Origin of the sequence: Phaeodactylibacter xiamenensis, assembly GCF_965229835.1 — a bacterium.
Taxonomy (GTDB): Bacteria; Bacteroidota; Bacteroidia; order Chitinophagales; family Saprospiraceae; genus Phaeodactylibacter; species Phaeodactylibacter xiamenensis.
Genome location: NZ_OZ245931.1, coordinates 2,649,040 through 2,674,296, shown reverse-complemented (window position 1 = coordinate 2,674,296; position 25,257 = coordinate 2,649,040). Strand labels below are relative to the sequence as shown.

General features: G+C 52.4%; 19 protein-coding genes. 11 read left to right on the top strand and 8 right to left on the bottom strand.

The window, feature by feature from the left end:
* Positions 1-2: 2 nt before the first annotated feature.
* The 5 genes from egtD to ACO08I_RS09880 all read right to left on the bottom strand — a co-directional run bounded on the left by egtD (position 3) and on the right by ACO08I_RS09880 (position 6,656).
* Positions 3-983, bottom strand: a complete 981-nt coding sequence (egtD, locus tag ACO08I_RS09900) for an L-histidine N(alpha)-methyltransferase (protein ID WP_421949218.1) — start codon at positions 981-983, stop codon at positions 3-5.
* A 26-nt stretch (positions 984-1,009) separates the two neighbouring features.
* Positions 1,010-2,287, bottom strand: a complete 1,278-nt coding sequence (gene egtB / locus ACO08I_RS09895; protein WP_282775306.1) for an ergothioneine biosynthesis protein EgtB — start codon at positions 2,285-2,287, stop codon at positions 1,010-1,012.
* 191 nt (positions 2,288-2,478) lie between these two features.
* Entirely contained in the window at positions 2,479-3,369 is an 891-nt protein-coding gene (locus ACO08I_RS09890; protein ID WP_282775307.1) for a hypothetical protein, read from the bottom strand.
* A gap of 304 nt (positions 3,370-3,673) precedes the next feature.
* Positions 3,674-5,260 (bottom strand): glycoside hydrolase family 10 protein, encoded by a 1,587-nt coding sequence (locus ACO08I_RS09885; RefSeq protein ID WP_282775308.1) that lies wholly within the window; start codon positions 5,258-5,260, stop codon positions 3,674-3,676.
* On the bottom strand, positions 5,199-6,656 hold the full coding sequence (locus ACO08I_RS09880; protein ID WP_421949217.1) for a hypothetical protein: 1,458 nt from the start codon (positions 6,654-6,656) through the stop codon (positions 5,199-5,201). Before ACO08I_RS09880 ends, ACO08I_RS09885 begins: the two co-directional genes overlap by 62 nt.
* Positions 6,657-7,851: 1,195 nt before the next feature.
* Between ACO08I_RS09880 and ACO08I_RS09875 the strand changes: the two genes are divergently transcribed.
* The 9 genes from ACO08I_RS09875 to ACO08I_RS09835 all read left to right on the top strand — a co-directional run bounded on the left by ACO08I_RS09875 (position 7,852) and on the right by ACO08I_RS09835 (position 17,314).
* Positions 7,852-8,244 carry a hypothetical protein gene (locus ACO08I_RS09875; RefSeq protein ID WP_421949216.1) on the top strand — a complete coding sequence of 131 codons (393 nt, stop codon included), beginning with the start codon at positions 7,852-7,854 and terminating at the stop codon, positions 8,242-8,244.
* Complete coding sequence (locus ACO08I_RS09870) at positions 8,237-8,659, top strand: HNH endonuclease (RefSeq protein ID WP_421949215.1); 423 nt, start codon at positions 8,237-8,239, stop codon at positions 8,657-8,659. The genes ACO08I_RS09875 and ACO08I_RS09870 overlap by 8 nt, the downstream gene beginning before the upstream one ends.
* A gap of 81 nt (positions 8,660-8,740) precedes the next feature.
* A complete protein-coding gene (gene rpe / locus ACO08I_RS09865; RefSeq protein ID WP_044222285.1) occupies positions 8,741-9,415 on the top strand; it encodes a ribulose-phosphate 3-epimerase in 675 nt (224 codons plus the stop codon).
* Between the two features lie 83 nt (positions 9,416-9,498).
* Positions 9,499-12,042, top strand: a complete 2,544-nt coding sequence (locus ACO08I_RS09860; RefSeq protein ID WP_282775312.1) for a TonB-dependent receptor — start codon at positions 9,499-9,501, stop codon at positions 12,040-12,042.
* A gap of 7 nt (positions 12,043-12,049) precedes the next feature.
* A complete protein-coding gene (locus ACO08I_RS09855) occupies positions 12,050-12,217 on the top strand; it encodes a hypothetical protein (RefSeq protein ID WP_160213783.1) in 168 nt (55 codons plus the stop codon).
* 19 nt (positions 12,218-12,236) lie between these two features.
* On the top strand, positions 12,237-13,880 hold the full coding sequence (gene treF / locus ACO08I_RS09850) for an alpha,alpha-trehalase TreF (RefSeq protein ID WP_282775313.1): 1,644 nt from the start codon (positions 12,237-12,239) through the stop codon (positions 13,878-13,880).
* Positions 13,881-13,899: 19 nt separating this feature from the next.
* Positions 13,900-14,832 carry an aldose 1-epimerase gene (locus ACO08I_RS09845; RefSeq protein ID WP_421949214.1) on the top strand — a complete coding sequence of 311 codons (933 nt, stop codon included), beginning with the start codon at positions 13,900-13,902 and terminating at the stop codon, positions 14,830-14,832.
* Between the two features lie 75 nt (positions 14,833-14,907).
* Entirely contained in the window at positions 14,908-15,975 is a 1,068-nt protein-coding gene (locus tag ACO08I_RS09840) for an Rpn family recombination-promoting nuclease/putative transposase (protein WP_421949213.1), read from the top strand.
* A 787-nt stretch (positions 15,976-16,762) separates the two neighbouring features.
* Positions 16,763-17,314: a hypothetical protein gene (locus ACO08I_RS09835; protein WP_421949212.1), complete on the top strand. Its 552-nt coding sequence runs from the start codon at positions 16,763-16,765 to the stop codon at positions 17,312-17,314.
* Between the two features lie 208 nt (positions 17,315-17,522).
* On the opposite strand, the gene ACO08I_RS09830 is transcribed toward ACO08I_RS09835, so the two are convergent.
* On the bottom strand, positions 17,523-19,130 hold the full coding sequence (locus ACO08I_RS09830) for a hypothetical protein (protein WP_421949211.1): 1,608 nt from the start codon (positions 19,128-19,130) through the stop codon (positions 17,523-17,525).
* A gap of 125 nt (positions 19,131-19,255) precedes the next feature.
* Here ACO08I_RS09830 and ACO08I_RS09825 point away from each other — a divergent pair, with 125 nt between their 5' ends.
* On the top strand, positions 19,256-22,102 hold the full coding sequence (locus ACO08I_RS09825; protein ID WP_421949210.1) for a DEAD/DEAH box helicase family protein: 2,847 nt from the start codon (positions 19,256-19,258) through the stop codon (positions 22,100-22,102).
* Between the two features lie 130 nt (positions 22,103-22,232).
* Positions 22,233-23,171 (top strand): energy transducer TonB, encoded by a 939-nt coding sequence (locus tag ACO08I_RS09820; RefSeq protein ID WP_282776628.1) that lies wholly within the window; start codon positions 22,233-22,235, stop codon positions 23,169-23,171.
* 113 nt (positions 23,172-23,284) lie between these two features.
* Here ACO08I_RS09820 and ACO08I_RS09815 read toward each other — a convergent pair whose 3' ends face one another.
* Both ACO08I_RS09815 and ACO08I_RS09810 read right to left on the bottom strand, forming a co-directional pair.
* A complete protein-coding gene (locus ACO08I_RS09815; protein WP_282776630.1) occupies positions 23,285-23,794 on the bottom strand; it encodes a Dps family protein in 510 nt (169 codons plus the stop codon).
* A 79-nt stretch (positions 23,795-23,873) separates the two neighbouring features.
* Positions 23,874-25,205, bottom strand: coding sequence for a DASH family cryptochrome (locus tag ACO08I_RS09810; RefSeq protein ID WP_421949209.1), 1,332 nt, complete (start codon positions 25,203-25,205; stop codon positions 23,874-23,876).
* Positions 25,206-25,257: the final 52 nt, after the last annotated feature.

Sequence of the window (25,257 nt, the reverse complement as noted above, 5' to 3'; positions counted from 1 at the left end):
GGTTAAACCTTACACCAAAGGCTGTCTACAAAGTAGCCCTGATCATCAGTGAAGTGCTGTTCAACCTGGAACCCTGCTTCCCGGGCCAGGCTTTCAATTTCCGGCAGGCTGTACTTTTGGCTCAGCTCTACATTGATGGCCTCCCAGGCATCAAAGTGGAAAGACCGGTTGAGGGCTTTGATGAAAACGTGCTGTGCCTTCTCACTCACCAAAAAGCTGCGCGTGGCTCCGGTTACCGGGTCGTAAGACTCCCAGTGCCGGAAGTCCTGCACATTGAAATTGGCACCCAGTTCCCGGTTCATGCGCTCCAGAAGATTGAGGTTGAAGGCAGCGGTGATCCCGGCCGGGTCATTGTAAGCACGGAGAATGACGTCGGGGTCTTTCTTCAGGTCAAAGCCAATGAGCAGCTTGTCGCCGGGGTTGAGCTCCTCTTGCAGGTGTCGCAGGAAAGCAGCGGCTCTTTCTTGCGGGTAGTTGCCGATATTGGCGCCCAGGAAAAGGACAACTTTAGGCGTGGCATCCGTCTCCTTTACTTCGTGCAGCACTTTGAAGTAATCGCCAGGCAAGGGGTGCACCTTGAGTTCAGGCAGTTCTTCACGCAGGCGCTGTTCGAGCTCCAGCAATACATTTGGCGAAATATCCACCGGCTGATACTCGAAGTCAACTGATTGTTCCATGAAGTGGCGGAGCAGTACCCGGGTTTTGTACCCGTCGCCGGCCCCCAGCTCCAGCAGATGGAAGTTTTCGAGCCCGATAGCATTAAGGATTTGTGCTTTCTGCTGCTCGAAGATATCCAGCTCGCAGTTCATCAGGTAGTATTCCGGCATGTGCATGATGCGCTGGAATAGCTGATCGCCCTGCTCATCGTAAAAATACATGGAGGGCAGCTGTTTAGGTGTTTTCGATAGCCCGTGAAGCACATCTCGGGCGAATGCAGAAAGTTCAGCCGTAGTGATTGCTGTGGAAGCAGTATTAGAAGACATAGGTCCGGTTTTTTGAGGTTTTGGTGTTATTTAGCCAGGCGCAGCCCGGTGAATTGCCAGCGTTCCTGCGGATAGAAGAAATTGCGGTAGCTCATCCGGATGTGCGAGCGCGGGGTAGCGCAGGAGCCGCCCCGGAGTACCATCTGATTGACCATAAACTTACCGTTGTACTCGCCCAGCGCGCCTTTGAAGCGTGGGTAGTTGGGGTAGGGGAGGTAGGCACTGCCGGTCCACTCCCAGGTGTTGCCCAGCATCTGAAAATCCTGGCTATTGACCGGGGCAGTAGGGTGGAAACGCTCTGATTCCACAAAGTTAGCTGCTTCCGGAATGCCCTGGCAGAGTATGCGGCAGGCGGCTTCCCACTCTTGCTCTGTAGGCAGGCGCATGCCTTTCCAGTTGGCAAAGGCATCTGCTTCGTAGTAGTTGATATGCGTGACTGGTGCATTAGGGTCCACCGGTTGCAGCCCCTGCATGGTGTAATGCCACCAATCGCCCGCTTGTTCGTACCAGTAGAGGGGGGCTTTGACCTCCTGTTCCTGTACCCAGCTCCAGCCATCGTCCAGCCAGTACCCGAATTGCTCGTATCCGCCATCGGCCATGAAAGCCATGTACTCTCCGTTGGTAATCAGCCGGTTAGCGATGGCGAAGTCGTGCAGGTAGGTTTTGTGCGCGCCCTGCTCATTGTCCCAGGAGAACCCTTCTCCCTGATGCCCGATGGTGTAGATGCCTTCCTTTACCTGAGTGAAAGACAGTGGCGCAGGCTCAGGAGAGGTTACGGCTGTATAGTCTGTCTGATAAGGCTCATGCATGGGGTTGTGCCCCAGGATGTATTTGATGTCCGTGACGAGCAATTCCTGGTGCTGTTGTTCGTGTTGCAACCCCACCTCCAGCAGCAGGGCCAGGTCTTCGGGCAGGCCATCTTGTGCATATTGTTCGAGAAAGCGGGACATATGCTCGTCCACATATTCGCGGTAAGCCCTGATGGTCTCCAAAGAGGGGCGGGTCAGATTACCGCGCTTATCGCGCAAAATCCGTGGGCCCTGGCTTTGGTAATAGCTGTTAAAGCAATAGTTCAGCGCTTCATTGAACCGTTGGTAGCCCTCCATTTGCTCCGCCAGGATGAAGTTCTCAAAAAACCAGGTGGTATGGCCAAGGTGCCACTTGGGCGGGCTGACAAATGGTACGGGTTGCGCCACATAGTCCTCTGTTTGTAGAGGCGCACAGATATTAAAGCTTTGCCGGCGAATAGACTGGTACCGGTCGAGGAGGGTGCCTGCTGAGGCAGGTGTCGCGTGCAAGGTCATAAAATTTGTTGAGTTGGGTACGCATTTGTAAATGCGAAAAGCGGCGGTTTGTTTGCAGGTCCTGCCTGCGGATTGGTACGAAAACCGGGATAAATGGTAAATATCGCGGTGGAAGCCAGAAAAGAAAAAGGCCCACCACTCCGAAGAGGTGCGAACCTTCTTTCCGTCTCGGGGAAAAATTCAGCTGTAATTTAAGCTTTTACAGCGGTTTCTTCAAGTATTTCTAGAGATGCTTCGATGCCCTCTTTCAAAAACTGATCTGTAAGTTCGTACTGCGCAGTGCCTTCCTTGAGCTTGGCAATGGCAGAAGCCTTCAGAATGGCTCCTTTCCAGTCCGTGTCGGTTTTCCATGCGCCACCCTCAGGAAGACTGGGCAGGCTATCATAACTGATGTTGTCTTTCTTTGCCCAGTGATTTACATAAAAATAGGGCTCGTCGCACAGATTATCGGCTGGTGCAAAACCAATGCCCACTGTTTTTTCCGGATTGCTGGTGTCATCGAACCTGACAGTAATCAGGCTGGCGGTATCAAAATGATGGGGCCAGGTAGCCACCTCGCTGGCATATTCGTACATCTTGGCGATTTCGCGGAGTACCAGGCTGGCGTTATGCCGGTACTTGGCAAGTTCTCTGTGGTCATCTGGCGCTGTCATAAGGAAAGGAGCTCCTTTGTCCAGGTCATGTTCTGGCAATTGATAGTGGTCGATAGGCTGTACATCTTCCCCACTCAGTCCCATTGCTCGCGCCTGCGTGCGCACAAAGCTAAGGGCGGTGCTTTTGGTTTGCCCGGACAGCGGGAAAACGCCCATAGTGTTTTCATTTTCGTTGATCATGCGCAGCTCGAACTTGTCATAAACGAGCGCCAAACGGACACGCCGCTTCAGGTTGACTTCCTGTGAAGCCAGGGCTTTGATATCGGGCACCCAGTTCAGGCTGGATTGGGAGTCATCAGAGGCTTTAGGGATCAGGCTGTTGCCAAAAGCTGCAACGCATTGTGATGCATGATGAAGCTGCTGCATCGCATTCACGAGGTTTTTTGGCGTCTCATTCGTTAGTTTTTTCCAGTTGTTAATCAATGCCATATAGTTTATTTTTTCTATTATTTTTAACACAGGGAAAGGGCTTTGGGTTTATTTTATGCACAAAATGAATCATAATGGTCTGGTTTTTGGCAAATTGATGTGCTTTTTATTAGCAAAGTTGTATAAATTGACATCCATCACTTTTCCTGATATCAGCAGGGGAGCTATGGTTATCCGAAGGCAAAAGCGGCTGAAGCAGCCCTGCAGGCCATCAAAGCCTACCGGGATGATCACCCGAGTGCCTTACAGGAAGTCTTGCTGGTGTGCTTCGATGAGGAAAACCACACCTTATATTGCCGCTTGCTTAACGCCTGACCTCAGCCCTTTTACTGGGAGGGCCTTCCCGGTGCGTACGGCTGATGCCCGTAACGATATAGGTATAGGTATGCCCCGGTTCTGCAGTGTTGTCCATAAATTTGTACCGCCGTTTGCCTGTCCCAAAATGAGTAAGGTGCAAAATGTGCTCCGGTTGGTCTAAGTTTACTGGCTGATTGCCCTTGAAACGGTACACCACATAATAGTGCGGACGGTTTTTGCGGTCTCCTTTTCCAAATTTCCACTTGAGCAACGTTCCGTCCCGCCGGGTTTTGGCTTTCCGGAGCCGGGGGGCAGCGGGTACCGGGCCTTCTTTATGCTGATGTGCAGGCAGCAGGGCAGGAGTGGCAAAAGTGGCCTGCAGGCTGTCACGCACCCCCAGGTCACCATAGAGAGTGGATGCAGCACGGAAGAAAATGCCACCATCAATATCGGGGTTGCTTCGGCCCAGTTGGATCTGCCGGGGCAACTCATCCGGTAAGAGCCACTGCTCCATGTTATCACGCCCCACTTTATAGGCTGCATAGCCAACATAAAGCTTGGCTTTTCCTTTGTGCCGGCTCCACCAGCGCTGCAGCTCAGCGTGGTCTGCAACCTCGAAGCCAATATGCCAGTAGAGCTGTGGTACCAGATAATCGATCCAACCTTCCTCCGCCCAGCGCAGCGCATCTGCATAAAGTGCATCATAGGCACCGATGCTGGCCTGAGTGGCAGAGCCTCTGGGGTCTTCTGCCCGATTGCGCCATACCCCAAATGGGCTGACCCCAAATTCTGCGTGGGGGGCATGCTTTTCGAGCGTGGAGTCGACCATCTCAATCAGCCGGTTAACACTATAGCGCCGCCAGTCAGCGATCGTGTCGAATTGAGCTCTGCCATATTGCTCGAAGGCCAGGCTGTCGGGGAATGGCGTGCCCGCCACCGGGTAGGGATAGAAGTAGTCATCAAAGTGGATGCCGTCAATATCATACCGGCCGGCGATTTCAGCAACCACGGCACTTAGGTGCTGCCTAACCTGCGGCAGCCCCGGATTGAGGTAGTAGCGGTTGCCGTAAGGTACGACCCAGTCGCGGTGCTGATAGAACACCTGATTGGGCGACAGTTGGGCGGTGTCGAGGTTCATGCTCACCCGGTAAGGGTTGAGCCAGGCGTGGAAATCCATACCCCGCTCGTGCGCTTCCTCTATCATAAACTTAAGGACATCGTACTCCGGGCTGGGCGGCAGGCCCTGCTTGCCAGTCAGGTAGGCCGACCATGGGGCATATGCAGAAGGGTAGAAGGCATCTGCTGCCGGGCGCACCTGAGCAACAACGGCATTGAAGCCGGTTGCTTTGAGCTTGTCCAGCAAATTGCGCCATTCCTCCTGATGGGCGGTGGGCCAGGCAGAGGGAGACTTGGGGTAGTCAAGATTGAGAACGGTTGCGACCCAAACACCACGGAATTCACGCTTTAGGGGGCGGCCTGCCTGTCCGTAGAGCGTACTTGCCAGTACCAACAGCGGCAAGAGAAGGAATGAGTTAAGCTGTTGCTTTAGCGCCGGTATGGCATTCTTCCAGGAGCCAGTATTTATTGATGACATTTTCGCTGGTTTCTATTTTGTCGCGAAGTTCGTCAATTTCTTTTTCAAAATCCTTACGGGAGTAGGTCGAAGCACTGTGCTTGATAAGGACCAGCTTTTTGGCAAAGCGGAGGAAATTGGTGTAGCCTCGCTTTTGCTCCACGGTCATCTTGCGGTTGCGAATGACGTAAATGCGGAACGTTTCAATGAGTGAGAGCAGGGCTTCGGTATCCTGCAGGGCATAGTAGGTGCGCAGGAGGAGGAAGGTGGTGCTCAGGTGGTATTTGACATCTGTAAACTGGACAAGAAGGAGGGCCGAAAGGGCTTCTTCGTACAGGCCTTTGTTGTAGTATAAGTTGCCGAGGTTGTAATTGTAGGCGTTCTCCTTACGATGGGCCGGGAGCTTCTCCTGGTATTCCTGCAGGAAGTTTTCGGTCCATGTGAATTCCTTGAGCCGGGCGCCAAGGGTTGCAATGTTCTTGTAGTCCCACTCCGAAATCAGGCCTTTGTCCAGCAAAAGATCCTGTTTGAGCCCTTGCTTATAAAGTTGGAATAATTCTACCTGATAGTCCCGGTGGCCGGCATTGATCATCCGGATACAATAATTATAGGAGAAGCTATAGAGATCACGCCCTTCGGTTTCGGAAAAGGACTTCATATTCTCCGCCAGCATCCGCTTCATCCGCTGATAGTGGTCAGGGTTGTCTTCCTCCAGCATACTCATAAGGGCGGTGTGATACATCACGATTGAGTATTCACCCTCGAAGTCCGGCCAGTTGGTCCGTAAGTGCTCCAGCAGCTCGTTCAGCATTCGGAAATTATAGGAGGTATTGAGGATAAGCGAGTTGGCGGTCAGGTGGCAACAGTTGCGGAGCTTTTCGAGTATGTAGTACTTATCAAGCTCGTCAAGCATACTTTGAAAAGTGTTGGTTTCGGCCCGGTCAAAATAAGTGCCGCTGTAGTAGCCCAGTGCATGATTGAGCCGGTAGCTGGCCTGGAAGTACTCCGAATTGTGTACGGGGTCTTTTTTTAGCTTTTTCATCAGTTGCTTGCCCCGGTTGGTCATGATATCGAACTGATGGTTGTCGAAGGCTTCTTCAAGTGTGAAGATGGACTCGAGGTACCTCTGTTTTTCTGTATATTCTGCTGCCATAAACCGATAGTACAGCTTGTTGAGATAAGACATCACATTGTACAGTTGTTGCTCATTGAAGTCCTCGCCCGGGAACAGGGCTTTGTAGGCGCGTTCTTTGGATAGCCCGCTGGGCCGCCCGTCAAGTTTTTTGAGGATGAATTCCAGAAGGGCGGTCGTCCGGTCGTGCTGATTGAAGTAGGGGGAGTTGACAAATTGACGAAAGCGCTCCTGCTTCTTGGCAGGTAGTTCACGGATGTGCTGTACGAGGCGGCTCTGATACATAGGTTTCAAATTAAAAAAATACAGAATTGGGCTTAGTTTTGTGTGGTAATTTGCTGTTAATCAGATTTTTGATTAATGGGTGTTCGTGTTTTATGGTCAGAAATATACGAAAATGTACTTATTTTACACATAAAATGATATCATATTTGTGGTGTACTCACAATGAAACACTATTTTAAACCTTATGCCGGTTCGACGTAAACAAGAACGGCAAAACTGATGGAAAAGGAGTGTAAAGGCACTGAGTTCCCTTTGCAGCCCGGCATCATCAATCGCCCCCCTTTCTTCTACCCCTTCGATCGCTATGTTCAGTACGCTTCTACCCAAACGCTTTGGCTACTTTTTTGCCAGTTTGACTGACAAGCATGTTCCTTTTAAGACTTGGAGCAAGCTTTGACCGTCTTTCTTATGCCGTTCTTCGCTGACGGTACAAAATGCTGACTAGACCAGCATTAGAGTCAGTGTGTACTTCGCTGCAGCAATTGTTAAAACTGCTGAGGATGAGTATAAAAGCCAGTAAATCACTACTCATTAAGTCGAACGAATGTCTCAAGGTCCCCGTTCCGGGGGCCTTTTTTGTTATGCGCAAGGCTGTATTTCGAAAAAAAATCAGAAAAAACGAAGCGGAATGCAGGCTTAAACCCACTGTTTTTAAGAGCTTCAATAGGTATTTAGTGTGTTATGTATTTGAAAATCAGAAAGTTGTGTTTTTTGTTGATTTAGGTTTTAGTACAGTAATATTTAAAAATGTACTTAGCATCCCCCAAAAATTAGTTCACCTTTGTAATGTGATCGGAAAGCAATGGCTTTCAATGCAAGATCCAAAATCCTGATAACGACTTATAATCTCATGAACACGACCTGTTTTTTGAGCTAATGACAAATCATAATCTTTTTTCAGGAGCCTTCTTGCTGATGACAAATCATAATCAAACGACGACACTCAAAAGCATTCGGCTTACTACTAACAAATTATAATCCACACTTTTTAGTAGCCGAATCACTGCAAGCAATTGTAGTTCCACGAATAATGCAATTATAATCTCATGAATTTTTTGAGGGTGCCGATGGGCACCCTCCTTTTGGTATGTAGATAGCCTCTCAAAGCTCTTTTGGAACCGGTCCGTTGTGGCCGGTTTTCTTTTTTTTGTACTCTTCTGAAATAATCTTATCTTGGAGTAAAGCTCGAAAATACATGTCATCTGTTCGTATTAGTTCTCAAATTACAGTGAAAGACCTTTTACAGGGAGTCGCTCAGCTAAGTTCTGAGGAGTTGGATTATTTCATTGAAAGGGCAATAGAAATCAGATCATCAAAGGAAGGTATTTCCGAAGAGGCTCAAATAAAGACATTGATTGAAGCTGTAGGGAAAGGGCCGGAGCAATCATGGTTACAAAGGCTGGAAGAACTGGATCAAAAGCGGATTAATAATGCCCTTTCGGATCAGGAACTCAAGGAGTTTCAGCAGATGGGAGAAGAGCTCGAGGAGTGGAGCGCCCAGCGGCTTAAGCATTTAGTTCAACTTGCTGCACTAAAGAAAACAGATTTGCCTGCTCTGGTCAAAGAACTGGAACTGGACAATGGCTAAGTTTTCCAGTGAAATCCGGGCAGCCGTCAAAGAAAGAGCAAAAGGGTACTGTGAGTACTGCCGTTGTCATGTCAGTTATTCTGTAGCTTCCTTTTCTATCGAGCATATACAACCAGTTAGCCGGGGCGGAGGGGATGAACTGGAAAACCTGGCTTTTTCCTGCTTAGGTTGCAATGGGTTTAAGTACAATAGGCTGGATTGTATTGATCCGGTAACCCTGGATAGAGTACTGCTTTACAATCCGCGAGCAGATAAATGGAAGCAGCATTTCACCTGGAGTGCTGATTGCAGTACCATGATGGGGCTCACTTCAAAAGGAAGGGCTACTGTAAGTTGCCTGAAGTTAAATCGGCCTGCCCTGCTAAATATTAGAAGCTTGCTGACTGTTTTTGGTGAACATCCGCCAAAGGAATAGGCAATACCGAATCCGATCTCCCCCAAATTGCCACTTTTCCCCCATTCGTCCCTATATTCGCCTTTCTCAATCGTACAACCAATGAACCACATAATAGCACCCTCGCTTTTGGCGGCCGATTTTACCCGCCTGGCTGATGAAATTCAAATGGTCAATGATAGCCAGGCAGACTGGCTCCACCTCGATGTAATGGACGGCCGCTTTGTGCCCAATATTACTTTCGGGATGCTGCTCATTGACGCGGCGAAGCAACTCTGTACCAAGCCCCTCGACGTCCACCTCATGATCGTGGAGCCGGAAAAGTACGTGGAGCAATTCCGCGAAGCCGGGGCAGACACCATCACTGTGCACCTCGAAGCCTCCCCCCATTTACACCGCACGCTGCAACAGATCAAGGCAACCGGTGCCAAAGCAGGTGTAGCTATCAATCCGCACACACCGGCAAGCAGCCTGGAAGATATCATCGAGCTGGCTGACCTGGTCTGTGTCATGTCGGTCAACCCTGGCTTCGGCGGGCAGAAATTCATTTACAACACCATTCCCAAAATCCGGCGGATCAAAGATCTCATCACCGTGCGCAACACCGAAACACTTATCGAAGTGGACGGTGGGGTGGGGTTACACAATGCCGAGAAAATCCTGCAGGCTGGCGCTGATGTACTGGTTGCGGGCAGCAGCGTCTTCAAAGCCGATGACCCCGCGGATGCTGTAGCGCGCCTGAAAGACATAGGAGGTGAAATACAGCGGTTCGCCTAAATAAAAAATACCATCCGGCGTTCCCTTTTGAGAATGCCTGATTTGACGATCCCGCAGGGGAAATCCTGCTCCACAACTGTATTATGAAGCATACTCAACTGTCACTTTTTGCCCTTTTTCTCATTTCTGTCTTTCCCCTTTCTGCACAGGAAGCCAATTTAGCTAAGGTCACCGGTCTGGTCACCGATGCCGTTAGTGAAACACCGGTAGATTTGGTAACGGTGTATATCGATGGGACGAATAAAGCAGTGGAAACCAGCACCACCGGGCGTTACAGTATCACTGTGCCGGCTAATGAGGACTTCGTCCTGGTCTTCAGCCGTATTGGCTATCAGAAGGTCGAAGCTAAAATTGCTAATATGCCACCCCGGACTACCCGGCAGGTGGATGTGGAAATGCCGCCCATCAATTCTGATGTGGAGGTCATCGTGCGGGAAAGCAAAATCAAGGATGCGGGCATCATCACTGAAGATGTGGAGCAGCTCCGCCTCCTGCCTACCACCACCGGAAACCTTGAAAGCCTCCTGCCGTACATCGCGCTGGGTGCAAGCGGTGGAACCGGAGGCGAGCTCAGCTCACAGTACAACGTGCGTGGAGGCAACTACGACGAAAACCTGGTCTATATCAATGACTTCGAAGTGTACCGGCCGCAGCTCATCCGCGCCGGGCAGCAGGAGGGACTGACATTTGCTAACATGGACCTGATCCGGAGCCTTTCCTTTTCTTCCGGTGGCTTCGAGGCCAAATATGGGGATAAGCTGTCCTCTGTACTCGACATCAAGTACAAACGGCCAGATAGCCTGAGGGCTTCTATGGAGCTTAGTTTCCTGGGGGGCTCTGCGCATGTGGAGGGCAGCGTGGACGTTGGGAAAGACAGCTACCGGAAACTCCGCTATCTTTTTGGCGCCCGTTACAAAACGACCCGTTACCTGCTCGGCTCCCTGGATGTACAGGGCGAATATATCCCCAATTTTACGGACTTTCAGACCTACATTACCTACGACATCAACCGCAACTGGCAGCTCGGCCTGCTGGCTAACTACAACCGCTCAGAGTACAACTTCACGCCTACGGAGCGTAGCACGGCTCTGGGCCTGATCAACTTCGCACTGGAGCTGTTCAGCGTATTCGATGGGCAGGAGGTCGATGATTTTACTACTTCGATGGGCGGATTGTCCCTGACCTATCTGCCCGACCGCAGCCGCAACCCCTTCTTCCTGAAATTCCTCGCTTCCTCCTTCCGCAGCGATGAGAATGAGCGGTTCGACATCATTGGCCGGTACAGCCTGCGCCAGATTGAGACCGGGCTGGGCAGTGATAATTTTGGTGATGTGATTGCTGAACTGGGTACCGGTACACAACAGCAGTTTGTCCGGAATTTCCTGGACATTCAGCTCTACAATTTCCAGCATAAAGGGGGCATTGAGCTGCAGCTCGATCCTGACAAAGACGATGTCACCGCCAGCCACTTCATACAATGGAGTGCCAAGGTTCAAAACGAGCTCATCGACGATCGTATCAACGAGTGGGAACGCCTGGATTCGGCGGGCTATTCCCTGCCCTACGATACTTCGGATGTCCAGTTGTTCAATGTGCTCAAGACCCGAAATGAGCTGGTGAGCACTCGTTTCACGGCCTTTGTGCAGGATACTTACACCTATCGTGACGAAGAGCGCGGAGAGTGGCGGGTTTCCGCCGGTGTGCGGGCTTCCTACTGGGATTTGAACCAGGAATTGCTCATCTCGCCCCGTGCCCAGCTGCTGTACAAACCGTTGGCAGGCAAACGCGACATTTCCTATCGCCTGGCGGGCGGCTTGTACTATCAGCCCCCGTTTTACCGGGAAATGCGGGGCTTTGACGGTAGTGTGAACACTGATCTTAGAGCACAAAAGTCCGCACATATCGTGGGGGGCTTCACCTATGATTTTTACCTGGGCAAAAGAAACCCCAAGAAATTTCGCTTCATCACCGAAGCCTATTATAAGAGCCTGTGGGACGTTGTTTCCTATGAGATTGAGAATGTCCGCATCCGGTACTCCGGTCAGAATGATGCCACGGGCTACGTGACCGGCATCGACCTGCGCCTGAATGGCGAATTTGTGCCCGGGGCTGAGTCCTGGATCAACCTTTCCTTCCTGCGGGCGCGCGAAAGCCTCAATGGCGTGCAGCACCTCATCCGCGAAGTCGGGCAGACAGAAGGGCAGCCGGTAGATGACGTACCCCGCCCCACTGATCAGTTTATGAACCTGTCGATGCTCTTCCAGGACTATCTGCCCAACAGCGAGAACTTCCGCATGCACCTCAACCTGACCGTAGGCACCGGCCTGCCTTTTGGCCTGCAGGGCAACAACGAGGTGTTCCGTAATACCTACCGCTTTTCGCCCTATCACCGGGTGGATATTGGCTTTAGCCTGCAGCTGTTTGACGAGGAGAGGCGCCGGAAAAATCCCAGCCACTTCCTTAGCTTCACCCGCAACACCTGGCTGAGCCTGGAAGTCTTCAACCTCATGCAGGTCCGAAATCAGGCCGGCAATACCTGGATAAAAACTATCTTTAACCAGCAATACGCTATACCGAATTACCTCACTTCCCGGCGGATCAACCTCCGCCTGCGGATGGAATTCTGATTCGATTATGTCTGAAGAACAACCTAAAAAACGACGTTTACTGTCCCGATGGGACTGGCTATGGCTCATCATTGTTGCCGCTATCATCCTGTACGTACTGGCAGACCGCCTGGGCATGCCCGTGGTCACTAAAACAGAGCAGGAAGAACTGATTGAGCATCCACACCGGGATTAAACCTAAACCATCGCTACCTATGAAAAAATCATACCTATTGGCTGCACTAAGCACTTTACTCGCACTGGCCGCCTGCCAAACCGAAGACGCACAAGCTGGTGCCGAACAGAATTCCGCACAGCCAGCTGCTGAAGCCCATCCCTTCCTGCCGCCGGCAGAGCGTTGGGGGCAACTGTTTGTCGATGTTCAAATGGCAAAGGTCTTCCCTGATGGAAAAACCTTTGTGGACTGTACGCCTAAGCAGCCTGCGGAAGAGATCCTTGCAGCCTACGAAGCAATGAAAGACGAACCGGAGTTTCAGCTCAAAGCTTTCGTGCTGGAGCATTTTGAATTGCCAAAGGACTACGCCTCCGGTTTTACCTCAGACCCTTCCCGCAGCCCGGCAGCGCACATCAATGCCCTTTGGCCGGTACTGACCCGTGAGCCCGACAACCAAAGTACGATGGGGTCGCTCATACCGTTGCCCAATGCCTATGTGGTGCCCGGCGGCCGTTTCGGTGAGATTTACTACTGGGACAGCTACTTCACGATGCTGGGGCTTGAAGTTGCCGGCAAAACAGATATGATCCGCAATATGCTGGACAACTTTGCCTACCTTATTGATACGGTGGGCTTCATTCCCAATGGCAACCGCGATTATTTCCTGACCCGGTCCCAACCACCTTTCTTTGCCGCTATGGTTGACCTGCTGGCACAGTCTGAACTGGAGTCCACAGATCAGCAGGCGGTCTACCTGCGTTACCTCCCTCAGCTGGAAAAAGAATATGCTTTCTGGATGAATGGAGAAGAGCAGGTGAGTGCCGAAAACCCGGCCGTGAAGCACGTGGTCCGTTTGCCGGAAGGCGAAATCCTCAACCGCTATTGGGACGAAGGCGATTATCCCCGGGAGGAGATGCACCGCGATGATATCGAAACGGCGGAGAAAGCAGAAGGCCGCCCTGCCGAACAAGTCTACCGGGACCTTCGCTCTGCCTGCGAATCCGGCTGGGACTTCAGCAGCCGCTGGTTTGCTGACCCTGAGCGCCTGGAGACCGTTCAGACCACGCAGATCATTCCGGTTGACCTGAATGCGCTGCTTTACAACCTGGAGCTCATCCTGTCCAAAGCCAACGCCCTGAACGGCATGACGGATCGGGCAGCGCTGTACGAGGAAAAAGCAGATCAGCGCCGCGCCGCTATTCAAAAGTACCTCTGGGATGAGCAGGAAAGCTTCTATCAGGACTACAATTTTGTGGAGAAAGCCTTCACGGGGCAGCGGTCTCTGGCTGCCGTGTATCCGCTGTTTTTCAACATCGCCTCGCCTCAGCAAGCCGCTTACGTAGCCGGTGTGCTGGAGCGGGACTTCCTCGCTGACGGTGGGCTCGTTTCCACCCTTACCCACAACGGGCAGCAATGGGATGCCCCCAACGGCTGGGCTCCCCTGCAGTGGATGAGCATTAAGGGCCTGCGCAACTACGGAGAGGACGAACTGGCGCAGCGCGTACGCGACAACTGGGTCGCCCTGAACGTCAAAGTGTACGAAAATACCGGCAAGATGGTGGAAAAATACAATGTGGAAGACATGGGGCTGGAAGCTGGCGGTGGCGAGTACCCGGTACAGGACGGCTTTGGCTGGACCAACGGGGTGTTGCTGCGCCTGCTAAGTGAAACAGAAGGGGAGTAATCGATAAAAAACAGGAAGCATGTTTCAAATTAAGACCGAAGCCTTTGGGGAATACGAAGCGTACCTGCTTTCGGATACTACCGGAGCTCATCAGCTCAAGCTTGTACCGGCATTTGGTGCCTGTGTGATTGATCTGCAACTGAATGGGCAGGCGGTGCTGGACACCTACAAAACGCCCCGTGAGATGGGCATCAACCGCTGGGCAAAGAATGTACTGCTTTACCCTTTTCCAAACCGCCTCAAAAACGGGCAGTACGAATGGGACGGGCAGGCCTATGCGTTTCCGGTCAATGATGTGCCCACTGACAACGCGCTGCATGGTTTCGGTACCGAGCAGGAGATGGAAGTGGCAGGCTCGGAAGCCACGGCAGATTATGCTCAGGTCCGTTGCCGGTTTGACTATGATGGGGCGCTGGAATACTACCCTTTCCCTTTCCGGTTTGAAGCCGCTTTCACTCTTCGGTCCGGCGCTCTGGAAGTGGAGTTATCTGTAGAAAATACAGGCGCTTCTGCATTGCCCTTCGGCATGGGCTGGCACCCTTACTTCCGGCTTTCGGAGGACCTTGCCAATCATCACCTGCATCTTCCTCCCTGTGAAATGATTGGTGTGAATGCGGCGATGATCCCCACGGGCAAACGCTACGAATACACTACTTTCTCACAGCCCCGGCGTATCGGCAGCGAAGTGCTGGATAACTGCTTCGCCTTGCAGCAGCAGGAAGGGCGTATTGAGATTGTGCTCACGCATGCCGATCAGGAGCTCCGTTACTGGCAGGAGGTGGGGGAGAGCGGGTTCCCTTACGTTCAGCTTTTCACGCCTCCGCACCGCACCTGCCTGGCTATCGAGCCTATGACCTGTAATATCGATGCTTTCAATAACGGGGAAGGACTGATACGTGTCGAATCAGGGGAGCGCCGCGCTGCGGTATTCGGGGTAGATAAAAAGGTGTAGTGTTGGTTTTGTTTTTTATTGATGTTTTTAAAAATATTTTGTATATTTGTGGGCGTACGCACACTCTGTATGATTATGCCCCTAAACTTGAACATCCACCAGCCAGACGACCGCTTTTTCAAGTCAGCCATGAGCGACCCGGAAGTGGTCAAAGCTTATCTTCAGCACTTCTATCCGGAAATTGCCGGGATTGCTGACCTCAGTACGCTGCAGCAGCAGAATACGCAGTCTATGCGCCCCAATTTAAAGCTGTTCAGCGCTGATGTCGTGTACCGGTGCCAGCTGAGGGGTGGAAGTGGGCAGCATTTTCATTTCTGCCTGCTGTTCGAGCACAAATCAGAGCCAGACGAGTATGTAGCGGTACAAATAGGACTGTACATTTTCCTGCTCCTGCGCGAGCAAGTAAAAGCCCAAAATCAGCCGTTAGAACCGGTGCTGCCTCTGCTGTTTTACAATGGGAAAGCAACCTGGCGGCCCAAGCGCATCAGAGAAATCTTTAAGGGGCATCCCGGCTATGAAGTCCTGAAACCCTATCTGCCGGATTTTCGTTTCCTGTTTGAAGATGCGCACCGATTACCCCCGGAAGAATTGCTAAAGCTGGATCTTAGCTACTTCCGCTCCACGGTACTGTCGATGGCGCTGCGGCATAAGCCGGACTTGATCTTTGAGTATATTGAAGTTATCTTTGAAGGGGCAGAAGACAGCGATCAGGTGCTTTCCATTATTACGTATATTTTGGGCGTAGCCGAGCGCTCTCCCAAGCGATTTCTGGAGGAATTGGAAAACACCGAATTCAAGACAAAACCGAATGTGATGAGTACATTAGAACAACTTTTGGAAATGGGCAGGGAGGAAGGTAGAGAGGAAGGGCTGGAAAAAGGGCTGGATAAAGGCATGCACAAAAAGAGCATCTTCAACCTCCTCAAAACTGCGGTACATTTCCCGGACTGGCCTGCTGCAAAATTATCAGACTTCACGGAGCTGAGCGTGGAGGTCGTCACCACTTTCCTGTCTGTCAAATCGCAGGGGGATTCGGCAGCGCTAAGCAGGTACGTCCGTCAGGATCTGCTTGCCAATATCCCACTGAGCGCGGAAGATGAGGAAAAGCTGGACCGGCTTGTTGTACAGTTGGCGGGTAGATAAAGCCATGAAGAAAAGCTTTGCCAACGCATCTTCTACACCCAATCTTATAGCACAACCTATAGCGCCTCCTCCGGAGTCTGGCGCAGACACCTTCAGCTACTCAAAGGAAGTGTAGCCTGCCTAATAACCCGGACAAAACGGACAAACGACTTCGTAGAAGTCACATCCTAGTCTCTCAGGGCCCCTATGGCAGCCCGACTTCGTAGAAGTCGCATGTTTCCCAACCAAACCAAGACCAACGCTCCACCTACCCCCACCCAAGCCCCAAAAAAACAACAATGTTTTAACCCCTCAACCTTGACATTACCACGGCTAAGCAGTATATTACCAATCCATTGCACGAATCACTGCGCGCAGCAACAAAAACCGGCGCTCCCTGTGTGACCGCCACACTTATACCGACGATTAAGTGGTTTGCCGAGGTAAACCCACTCAATGCTTGCCCGTGTCTCATCGCCTTTAGGCTTTGACCACCTTAAAGGCAGGAGGGGCGGCATATACGCCTTGAAGCGGTATGCCATGGAGTAGCATACCACTTTGCAATGCGTATACTTGAACAAAAAACATAACCGCCCTGCTAAAGCCTTGAGCTATAGCAGTACCATTAGTATTGGCATTAAACAGATATGCCTGGGACAGCCGGTAGCTGAATCCCCTGTCTGTGCTATACTCCGCTGGGCGCTTCCGGCAGCGCAACTGGCTACAGCGCCGTGACAAGGGGGTGCCCGAAGGGCGGGGGTGGATCCAAGTCAATTTCTATTTTTTCACACATAAAAACCTTTCACTTATGAAAAACAAATTCCTACTCCTCACCTGGCTGCTCGCCGTGCCCCTGCTGTGGGGCGGGTGCGACAAGCCACTCTTCAAGCCCGACAGAGGTTCCATCGCACAGCCCGATGAGCTGCCGCCCATCACCACCACCGGCGAGGGCAACTTCGCCTGCAAAATCAATGGGGTGAACTGGCAGCGCTGTGGGGGCGGGTTCCTTCAGAGTAGCATACTTGGAAACTGGTCTCCGAATTATAAGATTTTTCAGATTTCTGGGATGAGACGAAGCTGTGAGGGCTTTGATGATTCGGTTAATATTACTGCATACGTTGACAGTGCGGGGATTTATGAACTGCATCATGCATTTTATATTGACCGCAATCTTTCTTGCCAAAATATAACCAACCCATACAGCTTGCTTGAGAACGCTGACAACTGGGTAGAGATCCTCAATCTGGACACCGAAGAATATATCGTCTCTGGTACCTTTCAGTGTACTCTATTCGATCCTAACTGTGGCGACACGATTTACATCACCGATGGCCGTTTCGACTACGACTGGGCCAATTAATTAACCTATTTTAACCTTTATCACATGCGACTATACTCGGAACGGAGAGGTTTGGGCCTAAGGCACAAACCCGACGCACGCGTATATGCCGACACGAAGTCATGTTTGGTTCCAAATTACTTCGTCGTCGGTATAACCGCTATTTTCAACAGCCTGCTGTTTGGAATATTCATCCTGGCAGCGCCTGCGCTCAGGGTCAGTTAAAGTATCATTCTACTTCCCTCCACTCCAGCCCCTTCTGTATCAAAAATACAGCTCCTTGCTCCGGCTGCCTCAGCGTCAAAAAATAATGATGCCCTTTGCTATCGACCTCATATACTTCTGTGTCATAGCCCGGCCCCATACCAATACCGCGCCTCCACCACCAATTGCCCCACTGATTAAACTCCACCCGTAGGGTGCCCGTACTGTCAACGGTAGCGGTAGCACCATCCGTCAGACGGGTCATATTGTATTGGGCTACTTCGTAGATTTGCCCGTTGTAAGGTTGTTGCCTGATGTACTTTAGCGCATCGCGAAAGGCATGGTCCTCCCCGCTGTAGTCGCGGAACATGGGCGCACCCTGGAAGTTGTCCGGCAGATTAAGGAGGTAAGCCGCCGGGGTATCGTAGTAGTCAAATCCATCGAGCATTTGCTGGTAAACCTGCGTGGACTTCCACCAGAACTGATTGTGCTGCCACAGGAAATAGCTGGAACAACCAAGATAGGCCAGCAGCAGGGGCAGGCGGCCCCACCTCGGCAGCGCGCTAAAGCCTGTGGCCAGAACCAGCGCGAGAAAGGCAGAGGCCAGGTAGCCATAACGGTCGTTTTCCAAATGCAGGGTGTAATTGAAATACAAGTTGAGCACCGGAAGCAGCGCCAGCCCAAAACCCGTCAGCCCTATGACCGATAACCGCCACCGGTTACTCAGTCTGTTCCGGAATATAAGCCCTGCGGCTAAGAGCATAATTAATATTCCACCCAAACTCAATGCAACCGCAGGTTGTGCCAACCCCTCAAAAAGCCATTGTTTGGCGGCGTGCGGCCAGTTGCGCGCAAAAAGCAGATGCTTGGCGGTGTAGCGCAGCCCGTTGCCAAGCAGCACCGGCAGCTCGAACTTGAGGTGCACCTCCGCTCCGTAGTGCCCTACCCAGGACCCAAGCATAAGCCGGTTGAGCATAAAGTAAAGCCCTACGCCCCCAAACTGCGGCAGGCTCAGGCGCCGCCATTTAGGCCAGCTTCCATGGGGCAGCATCAGCAGGAGCAAACTGCTGAGGAGCGGGATAATCAGGACCAACTCAAAGGTGAATAAGCCCAGGATAAAGAGAATTTGTATCAGTACCCACCGATGGCGGTCAGGCTTGTACAGCCAGTCTAAGGTGAGCCGGGCCGTACCCAAAATGACCGCGGTGGAAAGCAGGAAGTTTTGTGCGACCCGCCAGGTGACCGGCTCAGAAGCATAGGGCGATAGCAGGAACAGAAAAGCCGCCATCCACCCCATCAGGTGAGCATTGGGCAACTGCGGGCGCTCGCTCAGCGCTTTCCCCAACTGCAAAAGCAGTAACGCATTGAGCGCATGAAGGCTACTCTGCAGCAGGTACCAGGGCAGTGGCGCAATGCCAAAGATAGCATGCCAGGTGTAAAGCAGGGCATTCAGTACCTGCTGCATAGCCGGAAACCCAAAGCAGTCCAGTATGCCCGCAGCTGTCCTTCCTTCAAAACGGGACAACAGCCCTGTAAAGTCCGTGACGAAGCCCGAATACCGTGTGGGAAAGTAAAACAGCTGGGTGATAGCCCAAAACAGAAGGTACTGCAACAGGGCAGGGTAGCGCCGCATTCTTTTTGAGGCTAAGATAAGGTATTCTGAAGTGAAGCTATCCAGGACGGGAAATTTCTCCGCTGAATCCCTAATTTTAAGGTTTGCTAACTAATGACCGAACCTGAATGGCTTTTCCGCCCCACATGAAATTCAATTTCCCCTGGCGTACCTATCAGGCGCGGTTGCTGTCTGAGCTGGGGCAGCACCTCGGGGACAACCGCCTGCATGTGGTGGCCCCGCCCGGGTCTGGCAAGACGGTGTTGGGGTTGGAAATCATGCGGCAGCTCAATCAGCCCTGCCTCATCCTTTGTCCCACGCTGGCCATCCGTCAGCAATGGGGCGAACGCCTCACGCAGGACTTCCTGAACGGGCAGCAACCCGACTGGCTTTCCTACGAGCTCGAAAAGCCCGGCACCGTTACCATTGCCACCTATCAGGCCCTGCACGCTGCGGTAAAGCGGGGAGATGAAGTGTGGAATACCCTCAAGCGGCTTGCTGCCGGTACTCTGATAGTCGATGAGTGCCACCACCTGCAAAAAGCCTGGTGGCAGAGCCTGATGAAAACCTACGAACAGTGGTCGCCTACCCTCATTGCCCTCACTGCTACGCCGCCCTACGATGTATCTGGTTACGAATGGCAACGCTATCAGGAACTCTGCGGGCTGATTGATGCCGAAATCAGTATGCCCGAGCTGATCGCCGAAGGTAATCTCTGCCCGCATCAGGACTACATCTGGTTTACCCTGCCTGCTGCTGAAGAACAGGCTCCGCTAAAGGCTTTTCAGGAAGCCATCGATGACTTGCTGGACCACCTGAAGGCCAATTATACGTTTCGCGAGCACCTCAAAGCACATCCCTGGCTCATCCGCCCGGAGGTGTGCCTGGAAGGCATCTATGAAAATCCCTCGTATTTCTCTGCCCTCATGATTGTACTGGAGGGCATAGGCGGGGTAGCTCCTGCCACCGCTATTGGTATTATTGGCGCTGATGACAGCCTGATCCCTGAAATGAATCTCGAATGGCTGGAGATGTTCCTCAATGAAGCCTTTTATAAAGACCCCTACTTTGAGCCTTTAATTGAGCAGCCTTGCATGGTCTCTATTTACCGGAGGTTGCGGAAAGCACATGCCATTGAGCGCCGGCGTATTTATTTGGAAGAGCCGCCTCACCTGGAGCGCCGCATCCGGCAGAGCAGCAGCAAACTGCATGCCATAGCTGCCATTGCCCGGGCAGAGTACGGAAGCATGGGCAGCAGCCTGCGGCTATTGGTGCTCACCGATTACATTCGAGCGGAAGCCCTGCCCCGTGCCGAACTGGAGGATAGTCCTGAATTGCAGAAAATAGGCGTAGCCCCTATTTTCGAGGTGCTCCGCCGGCTTTTCCCTGTAGAAGTCGAAATAGGCGTGCTGACCGGCAGCCTTTTAATTTTGCCTAAATTGCTGTTGCCTGCCCTCCGGCAACACATGGCACAAACAGGACTGGCGGATAGCGGCCTTCTGGCGTCAGCACTGCCGCATGATCCGCACTATGTACGCCTGCAGCCCCAGGAACACCTGAGAAAGCAGATGACAGGCCTGGTCACGCAGCTGTTCAATGACGGGCAGCTACAAGTCCTGGTGGGCACCAACGCCCTGCTCGGCGAAGGTTGGGATGCCCCAGCCGCCAATACGCTGATCCTGGCATCCGTGGTCAAGTCATTTGTGACCTCTAATCAGGCTCGTGGACGGGTCATCCGTACTGACCCACGGCAGCCTGCCAAAGCCGCCAATATCTGGCACCTGGCTTGTATGGACCCTTACCACCACGCAGGAGGACTGGATTGGAAAAAGCTGGCACAACGCTTCCGGGCTTTTGCCGGTCCTTCCTTTGAAGCCGCGCCACGTATTGAAAACGGGGTGGGGCGTTTCCATTTAGGGGAATTGCCCATCACGCCTGCCGCGGTAGCCCAAACTAACAGGCGCATGCTGGAACAGGCCGGTATGCGCGACCGGCTTAGGCGTGCCTGGGGCGAAAGTATTCAGCGAGGCGTGCACATGGCGGAGGAGATTACGTTGCCTGTGATTCGTACAAGGCGCCAAAAGCAGGTTTATGAAGTGTACTGGGCGAAGAATCAGGCGATGGTGGCTCCTCAGCTGGAAGAACTTGTGGAAATGGGGAACATCGTCATGCCAATGGTGGCAGCGGGCAGCGTAGCTATGGTGATTTCCGGGCTGATCCCTCCGCAGGTGCTATTGCTGGTTGGTGTGCTGCTGCTTTTGCTGTACAGCCTTTTTAACCTGGGGCGCAATGGTTATATCGGCCGTTTACGGCGTTTGGTACGGCAATTCGAAGCAGAGCAACAGCTTAGGGTACGCTGGGGCAGGGTAGGGGTGGCGGCCGGGCTGTCTGCTCTGGCTGCGGGCGCTATTGGCGGATGGGTGACGGGGCTGACGGTGCTCTTGCTGGGTAGTGCAGCTACCGGTCTGGCGCTGTCCTTACTGCAAGGCCCCAAACTATCGGCAGCACAGCGTCAACTGGACGAAGCCGGAAACGGTAGCTTGCTCATTGAGCGTACCGCCCGCGGCATCCTGCTTACCCTGAGGCAGCTGGAAATGCTGAGCAGCCCTTACTTCAAAATCCAACTGCGTATGGTGGAAAGTGCAGCAGACCAGCAGGGGTGCTATCTGGAGGGCGTTACTTTGCAGGAAGAGCAACTTTTTCTGGAGTTGTTGGAAGAAGCCCTCGGCCCCATTGATAACCCCCGCTACCTGATTGTGCGGAAGCACTATGACGGAGAAACCCTGCTGAGTGTACAGCACTATGCGGTGCCGGGCCTGTTTGGCCAGCGCCGAGCCGAGGCAGAAGCCTACCGGGAGTCCCTGCAGCGGCAGATGCCCGAGCCCCTCGAACTGCTCTACACCCGTACCTTCGAAGGCCGGCGGGTATTGCTGGCCGCCCGCGCCAAAACCCTTGCTGATCCTGAGGTGATGCGGCAGGCAGCCTGGCGCTAAATTTTAACAAATTGATAAAAGTCATAAAAGGGCCCTGCGTTTCGTCATTCAGAATCCTTTTGAAAGCCAGCATCTTGTGAGTGTCAAAAGAAATTATTTTTAAACGCCCTCGGGCAAAAACTCCTCACTCATGAACCCTAATTTCGCAATCACAGGACCAGCATTACTGACAGGCGTGGGCATTGGAGTACTTGTTCTTCTTGCCATTATATTCTTGGGGCGCTTCTATTTCAATAAACAGTCCCGTTCCGGCCTGGCCGAGCGGTACCGCGATGAGAAGAGGAGCTCCCGCCTCGCTGCACGCAATAAGTATCCGGAAGTAAACGTATTCAATTATTCACCTATGTTTCTGCGCATCGCTGCTATCGCCGTACTGGTGTTGGTCATCGGAGCCTTTAACTGGACCGTCTACGAGAAAGAGGTTTACATCCCTGAAGATGCCTTGGCATTGGATGTAGATATCGAAATCGAAAAGCCCCGTACTGCGGAGCCCCCTCCTCCCCCTCCTCCCCCTCCACCTCCAAAAATTGAGGCGGTAGCGGAGATCGATATAGACGAAGAGGATGACTTCGAATTCGAAGACCAGTCTATAGACGCTGACACCTACATTGACGCACCTGTCTTTGAGGAAAAGAATGATGCACCCCCTCCACCTCCTCCCCCTCCACCTCCTCCTCCAAAGGAAGAAGCTGCGGAAATCTTCAAGGTGGTAGAGGAAATGCCTCGCTTCCCCGGCTGTGAAGAAATGACAGCCAGCGCTTCCGAAAAGCGGATGTGCGCCAATAGAAAGATGCTTCAGTTCATCTACGAGAATATCCGGTACCCATCCGTGGCCCGGGATAACAACATCGAAGGTACGGTAGTCGTAAGCTTCGTTGTGGACACCGACGGCACTATTGATGATGCTCAGGTGGTACGGGAAATCGGCGGCGGTTGTGGCGCAGAAGCCCTCCGGGTAGTCGAAATGATGAACAGTATGAATGAAAAGTGGACCCCGGGCCGTCAGCGCGGACGGGAAGTGAAAGTCCTCTTCAACTTGCCAGTGAAATTCAAACTGGAGATCAACTAGGCAACATTAGCTTAAGCAAACAGCACAAAAAAAGAACCGGAGCCAGGATGTATTTCCTGCTCCGGTTTTCTTTTTCGCCCTGCTATGAGGCAGGCGCACTTTGTAAGGGTGGCTTAGCCTAGGTGCGCACGTACCATCCATGCCATTTTCTCGTGCTCCTCCATCAGTGCGATGAGGAAGTCCTGTGTACCGGCATCGTTGTACTCCTCCATTACTACGTCCTGATCATGGCGCAGGAACTGTATGATGGCTTCATGGTCAGCAAGGAGGTTCCTGAGCATCTGTTCAGCGTTGCCGTTGAGGTGGCCGGTTTCTTCCAGGCGAGCCTCTTTTTTGAACGCCTCCATAGAGCCCGGAGAGAAAAAGCCGAGACTGCGGATACGCTCTGCGATATCATCGATATGGTCTTCCAGGGCATCGTACTGCTCTTCAAAGAAAGCATGAAGCTGCTGGAAGTGAATACCCGTAACGTTCCAGTGGTAGTTGCGCAGTTTGATGTAAAGCACATGCTCGTCTGCAAGTAATTGCTTAAGCGCGTGGGCTACTCCCTGACGGTTAGAGGTTTCAATGCCGATATTTACGTCCACTTTTTCGTGGGTCAGATTTTTAGTTTCAATACTCATAATGCATTTTAATTTTGACTCAGCTATTACAACGTGGGCTGGCATTCAAAGTTGACGGATCAGGCGCTCTGTGTCTTATTTAGAAATGTTCTGCCTGAAGTACGCCCAGTTGAGCAATAACTTCCTCAGGGTCGCGCTCATCTTCGTGCAGCCATAGCCGCCGAAAAGCCCCATCCTTGTCGTAGTCCCGGGCTTGCTTTTGGGTATTGAAAACCCGGTCGCGCGGGTCATTGCCCACGCCGCCGGCATACATCCAGTTGCCATAATTGCTGGCCACATCGTAATCGACCAGGAGGGATTCAAACCAGGCCGCACCTTTGCGCCAGTCCTGCTTCAGTTGGTGGACCAGGTAAGAGGCCACGTTTTGCCGGCCACGGTTGCTCATAAAGCCCGTGTAGAGGAGTTCCCGCATATTGGCGTCCACGAAATCGTCTCCGGTTGTGCCGGTTATCCATTTATGAAGGGCTTTGGGGCTGTTTTTCCAGCGTACACTTTTGTCCTGTATACCCCCTTTGAAGAAGATTTTACGCCCGTACCGCATAGCCACGTACTTGAAGTATTCCCGCCACAGCAGTTCGAACTTCATCCAGTAGGTATCTTTATTTTTGGTGCGCTCAGCCTCATAGGCTTCTACTTCGTGCCAAATGGCCCGGGCGGAGATGCTGCCATTGGCCAGCCATGCTGAAAACTTGGAGGAATAATCGGCTCCGATCAGCCCATTTCGGGTCTGTTTGTAGGACGCCAGAGCGTCGGTTTCCCAAAGGTAGTGGTCGAGGCGGCTGTAGGCAGCAAGTGCACCGCCTTTGAACGCCAGCACACCACGATCGTCCTGCACGGGCGTAGGGTAGCCAAGGTTCTCCAGGGTAGGCAGGGCTTCAGCCTCAAAAGGTACGGGGGCCACTTTTTCGGGTGGGTCCAGCGGCAGCGGGACATCTGCATACTTTTCCACCCGCTTCCGGAATTGCGTGAAAATATCCGGCGTTTGTTCCACAGCGAAGGGCAAGTCTTCAGGGTTGAACAGTAGTTGGCTGTGGTAAAGGTGGAGTGGAAGGTGACTGGCGAGTTTTGCTTCGGTTTGAAGCTCTTCGTGTGTGTATTCATGGGAAGCGAAAACAGCTGTACAGTCATGGGCTTTCGCCAATTCGGGTATAACCGTTTCCGGTATGCCCACTTTGACCAGCAGGTCGCTGCCTTTCTCTTTCAGGTCATCCCTAAGGTCTTCCAGGCTTTCCAGCAAAAAATTAAGGCGGTAGGGGCCCATGCGGGTGAAGCCCCAGCGATCGGGCTGCAACAGGCGTTCGTCCAATATATATACGGGCAGAATAGCCTTGTACTTTCTGAGCGCTGCATTAAGCGCAGGTTGGTCGGTAAGCCGCAGGTCGTTGCGGAACCATAGAATGGCTTTGGACATGGGTGTTCGTTTTTTGGTGGGTGTAACAAAGAAGCCAGTGATTGGTTTGTCA